This is a genomic window from Rheinheimera sp., assembly GCF_036568245.1.
GTDB lineage: Bacteria > Pseudomonadota > Gammaproteobacteria > Enterobacterales > Alteromonadaceae > Alishewanella.
Map to the genome: position 1 here is coordinate 1 of NZ_DATCSY010000394.1, position 4,931 is coordinate 4,931.

General features: G+C 50.2%; 4 protein-coding genes and 2 pseudogenes. All 6 read left to right on the forward strand.

The window, feature by feature from the left end:
• Nucleotides 1-192, forward strand: a pseudogene (locus VIN66_RS17650) (carboxyl-terminal protease); the annotation flags it as partial.
• 68 nt (nt 193-260) lie between these two features.
• Nucleotides 261-881, forward strand: coding sequence for a tetratricopeptide repeat protein (locus tag VIN66_RS17655; RefSeq protein ID WP_331925209.1), 621 nt, complete (start codon nt 261-263; stop codon nt 879-881).
• A gap of 66 nt (nt 882-947) precedes the next feature.
• The gene (gene rnr, locus VIN66_RS17660) at nt 948-3,314 is read left to right on the forward strand and encodes a ribonuclease R (RefSeq protein ID WP_331925210.1); all 2,367 of its coding nucleotides are present in this window, start codon (nt 948-950) and stop codon (nt 3,312-3,314) included.
• 179 nt (nt 3,315-3,493) lie between these two features.
• Entirely contained in the window at nt 3,494-4,225 is a 732-nt protein-coding gene (rlmB, locus tag VIN66_RS17665) for a 23S rRNA (guanosine(2251)-2'-O)-methyltransferase RlmB (RefSeq protein WP_331925211.1), read from the forward strand.
• A 133-nt stretch (nt 4,226-4,358) separates the two neighbouring features.
• On the forward strand, nt 4,359-4,736 hold the full coding sequence (rpsF, locus tag VIN66_RS17670) for a 30S ribosomal protein S6 (RefSeq protein WP_134057559.1): 378 nt from the start codon (nt 4,359-4,361) through the stop codon (nt 4,734-4,736).
• Between the two features lie 10 nt (nt 4,737-4,746).
• Nucleotides 4,747-4,931, forward strand: a pseudogene (locus VIN66_RS17675) (primosomal replication protein N); the annotation flags it as partial.

Here is a 4,931-nt window from a genome sequence, read left to right on the forward strand (position 1 = left end):
TGCCAGGTGCCGGAGCAAATTAACGGTGACTGGGGCATAGCGAATGACCCGCTATACGCTGAAGCCATGCAGTACATCCGTAGTGGTAGTTGCAGTAATGTCGCTGTTTCTGCCAGATCCGCCGCAGTATTACGCTCGTTGCCGGCTAAAATGCCAGTGTCAGCGCCTTGGACAGTGAATGATGAGCATTAAGGCGCAAAACTTGCTTAATATCTGATTAAGAGAGCCGATAAGGTACAACTGACAATTTTCAGGCGCAAATGATGATCAAAGGTGTTTACTTAGCGTTAGCGATATTGGTTGGGACAACTCCGGCAGTTGCACAGGAGCTTGAAGCCGTGCAACTGTACTCACAGGATGAGTTACTGGCCTTGATCCGTACCAACAGTCATTTAAAGCGGGTGAAAGCCGATGATTGTCAGCTGGTAAACGACATTGAGGCAAGGGCAGATATTATGCAACTGCCAGCATATCAGTTTTTGTACGGCGATATGCTGGCGTATGCGGTCTGTGTGCCACGTAATGTTGAACGTGGCTGGGACTTAATGCTGCAGGCGGCCGGGCAAGGTTTACCAGAAGGGTTAGAACAAGTGGGGCGTTATTACCATATTGGCCGTTTCGTGCAGCCCGATATTGATAAAGCCATTGTTTACCTGCGTGAAGCCTCGGCACTGGGAAACCTGAACGCTCAGCTGCGATTAGGCCGGATCCTGGCTGATGGCAACGGTAGCCCGGTAGACTTTGAACAAACTTACCGCTGGCTGCATCATGCAGTAACAGCTGATAGTGCTAAACATAAGCAAATTCAGCAGGTACTTTCAGCTCTGGCGAAGAAAATGCCGGCACGGGTAGTTGCCAGTGCGAAACGGCCGGTAAAATGAAGTTCATACTCATTAGTAGGTTTAGCTGTTACACTTAACACAATTTAGGAAGCAAAAGATAACTTAATGACGGTAAATGATCCGCATCTTGCGCGTGAGCAGGAAAAATACGACAACCCTATCCCCAGCCGGGAATTTATTCTCGAGCATATCGAAAAACGCCAAAACCCCGCTTATTTTGATGAACTGGTTGAAGAACTGGGGCTGAAAGACGATGACGCCATCTTTGCATTAAAAAAACGCCTGCGGGCAATGGAACGTGATGGTCAGCTGATTTACACCAAGAATCGCCGCTACGGCCTGGTCGACAATATGGACCTGGTTAAAGGCACGGTACTCGGTCACCGTGAAGGCTACGGCTTTTTAAAATTGGAACAGGGCGGGCCGGACTGGTTTATCCCCAATTTTGAAATGCAGCGCTTATTACCGGGTGATGTGGTACTGGCCACGGCGCAAAGTATTTCCGCTAAAGATAAAATTGAAGCACGGGTAGTACGGGTACTCGAGCCGCGTACCGAACCTGTAGTAGGGCGCTATTATAAAGATTTTGCTTTAGGTGTAGTGGTGCCGGAAGACCCGCGTATCTCCCAGGATATTGTTATTCCTGACGGTGAGCAGGGGGCCGCTCGCCATGGCCAGGTGGTACTTGCTGAAATTACCCAGCGACCTTCAAAACGGGTGAATGCGGTCGGTAAGGTGACAGAAGTGCTGGGTGAACATATGGCGCCTGGGATGGAAATCGAAATTGCTATCCGTAACCATCAGATCCCGCATGAATTTTCTGATGCTGTGCTAAAACAAGTGGCTAAATACGGTGCAGATGTGCCAAAAGAGGCCAAACAAGGTCGGGTCGATTTAACGCAATTGGGTTTAATTACCATTGATGGCGAAGACGCTCGTGACTTTGACGATGCAGTGTACGCTGAAGCGAAAGACAACGGTGGTTGGCGCTTGTGGGTAGCTATTGCTGATGTCAGTAGCTATGTACTGCCTGATACTCCGCTGGATAAAAGTGCCCTCGAGCGTGGTAACTCGGTGTATTTCCCCGACCATGTGGTGCCAATGTTACCGGAAGCACTATCAAACGGTCTGTGTTCACTCAATCCACATGTCGACCGGCTGTGTATGGTCGCGGATATGCATATCAGTGCCGCAGGCAAGCTGGAAAGCTACCAGTTTTACGAAGCGGTAATGCACTCCAGTGCCCGTTTAACCTATAACAAGGTACACAAGATTCTGCAGGGTGACCCTGAACTGCGCCAGCAATACGATGCGAACCTGACGAATATTGAAACCCTGCACTCACTCTACAAAAAGTTAGCCAAGGTACGCGGCCAGCGTGGTGCTATTGAGTTTGAAACGGTGGAAACGCACTTTATCTTTAACAGTCACCGTAAGATTGAACAAATTGTGCCGGTGCACCGGGTTGAGTCGCATAAGATCATTGAAGAATGCATGATCATGGCGAACGTTGCCGCGGCGCGTTTTATTGAAAAACATGAAGCCCATACCCTGTTCCGAGTGCACGAGCGGCCGGACGGCGATCGCTTTGATAACTTTCGTCGCTTTTTAGGTGAGCTGGGTATTGAAGCCGACTTACCAAACGAGCCAACGCCACTGGAACTGACTGAATTGCTTAACCGCATCGGCGAGCGGCCGGATCGTGAACTGATTGAAACCACCATGCTGCGTTCAATGAAGCAAGCTGTCTATCAGGGTGATAATCAGGGCCATTTTGGTTTAGCTCTAGAGGCTTATGCCCATTTCACCTCGCCCATCCGTCGCTATCCGGATTTAGTGCTGCACCGTGGTATTAAAGCCGTACTGGCGAAGCAAGGCCAGAAAGTGGTTGGTGCCCGGGCTTACAGTGAGGCAGAAATTACCCCGCTGGGTGAGCAGTGCTCGATGACAGAGCGCCGGGCTGATGATGCCACACGTGAAGTGGCTGACTGGCTCAAGTGCGAGTATATGCAGGACCATTTGGGCGATGAGTTTGAAGGTGTGGTGTCAACTGTCACTAACTTCGGCTTGTTTGTGCGCTTAACTGAGCTGTATATCGAAGGGCTGGTGCATGTTACGTCTCTGCAAAACGATTACTATCACTTTGATGCTGACCGGCATGTATTAACCGGCGAGCACAGCAAAGTCAGCTATCGCATGGGCGATATTCTGAAAGTGAAAGTAGCTGCGGTAAACCTGGAAGCGCGCAAAATTGATTTAGTGCTGGTGGGTGAACCCAAGCGCTTTGTCAATAAAGCTGATATCAAGGCATCGAAACTAGCAGCCAGTGGTAAAGCGGTAAAAGCCGGTAAAACCGCAGCGGGCAAGAGCAGTAGTGGCCGAGGTGCTAAAGCACCAGCGAGAAAAGAGGATAAGCCTAAAGGCGCACGCAACATAACCGCGCGGAAAAAGCCACGGCGTAAAGCGAAGTAAGTCATTAACTACTTAGCGAATCAGTTTGCCCTAAGCCAACCGTTGAAGGCATGGATGCCTGAATCGAGCCTATAGGGACATATTTACGGCGTGTTGGTGTGGGCAAACTGGTTCGTTAATGCTTTAAATTCAGGTAAACTGCCGGCCAATTTTTCTGACTGGCGAAACAAGGGCTAACAATGAACGCAGATCTGGTATTTGGTATTCACGCGGTAGAGGCGTTTTTGCAGCGTGCGCCGCAAGATGTGCTGGAATTGTTTGTGATGAAAGATCGCGACGATAAGCGCATGCAACCGATCATTCAATTAGCCCGGCAAAACGGCGTGTCGGTGCAGTTTTGTAACCGTAAAACGCTGGATGATATGGTCAGTGGCCAGCATCAGGGTGTAGTCGCTAAAGCGCGTTTGCAAAGTTCAGGCAACGAGGCCGACCTGGCCGCTATCGTTGAGCAACAGGCAAAGCCCTTTATTTTAATCCTCGATGGCGTAACCGACCCGCATAACTTAGGTGCGATCTTACGCAGCGCCGATGCTGCCGGTGTGCATGCGGTTGTTGCACCAAAAGATCGTTCAGTAAAGCTCACCTCTGTGGTGCGCAAAGTGGCCTGTGGTGCAGCAGAGAGCGTACCTTTTATTACTGTGACTAACCTGGCCCGCACTTTACGTGAATTACAGGATGCTGGTGTGTGGATTGTCGGTACCGCTGGTGAAACTGAAACCCTGGTTTATGATGCCGATTTAAAAGGCCCGCTCGCGATAGTGTTAGGCGCTGAAGGCGAAGGCCTGCGCCGCTTAACGCGTGAAACCTGCGATAGCCTGGTGAAAATTCCGATGTTTGGCACTGTCTCCAGCCTTAACGTATCGGTAGCTGCGGGTATCTGCTTATTTGAAGCAGTGCGCCAGCGTAGTTAGTCCAAATATCTGCTTGTTATTTACCCGCTAAATCCGTAGAATACGCGACCTTCGGCCATACACTTAACGTTCCTTGCCTCCATGAGAACCCCGGCCGAGTTCCCCCGAGGCTTACTAACCGTAAGGAGCTACAATGCGTCATTACGAAATCGTTTTTATGGTTCACCCTGATCAGAGTGAGCAGGTACCAGGCATGATCGAGCGCTACACTGGCGCGATCAAAGAAGCGGGTGGTTCTATTCACCGTCTGGAAGATTGGGGCCGTCGTCAACTGGCTTACCCAATCCAGAAGTTGCATAAAGCTCACTATGTTCTGATGAACGTAGAAGCGCCACAAACTGTGATTGATGAGCTGGAAACTAACTTCCGCTACAACGATGCTGTTTTACGTAACCTGATTATGCGCACTGACAGTGCCGTAGTTGAGCCATCACCAATGGCTAAGGTACGTGAAGAACGTCGTGAGCGTGCTCCTCGCGAAACTGAAGAGCAAGTATCAAACGAAGAGTAAGTTGTCGTTAATGGACAATTGCACCGTACTGGTAGGCACAATTTGTCGTCAACCAGAGCACAGCGAAAGTCCGGCGGGTATACCGCATACGGTTCTGGCACTGGAACATCGCAGTCACCAGATGGAAGCCGGCCTCAACCGCCAGGCTTATGTCAGGATACAGGTGGTACTCACCGGGACTGAACTGACACAACA